General features: G+C 71.5%; 1 protein-coding gene. It reads right to left on the bottom strand.

Features of this window, described 5'->3' with window-relative positions; all coding sequences use genetic code 11:
- Nucleotides 1-410, bottom strand: a 410-nt coding sequence (locus RM812_RS42615; RefSeq protein ID WP_311586460.1) for a PLP-dependent transferase, incomplete at both ends; no start/stop codon positions are given.

Genomic DNA, 410 nt, shown 5'->3' with positions numbered 1-410 from the left:
AGCTGGCTGTGGGTGGTGGACGCCGGGTGGATGATCAGGCTCCGTACGTCACCGATGTTGGCGAGGTGGCTGAACAGCTCGACCGCGTCCACGAACTGCTTGCCCGCCTCGGCCCCGCCCTTCAGTTCGAAGGCCAGCACCGCTCCGGCGCCACGCGGCAGATAGCGCTGCCCGGCCTCGTACCAGCGGTTCGAGGGGAGACCGGCGTAGTGCACGGTCTCCACCTCGTCGCGCTGCTCCAGCCAGCGGGCCAGCTCCAGCGCGTTGGAGGTGTGCCGCTCCAGCCGCAGGCTCAGTGTCTCGACGCCCTGGAGCAGCAGGAACGCCGAGTGCGGGGAGAGCGCGGGGCCCAGGTCGCGCAGCAGCTGCACGCGGAGCTTGATGGCGAACGCGCCCGGGCCCAGCGCCGG

The organism is Streptomyces lancefieldiae (assembly GCF_031845825.1).
Classification (GTDB): domain Bacteria; phylum Actinomycetota; class Actinomycetes; order Streptomycetales; family Streptomycetaceae; genus Streptomyces; species Streptomyces lancefieldiae.
This window is presented reverse-complemented; position numbering and strand designations above follow the sequence as displayed.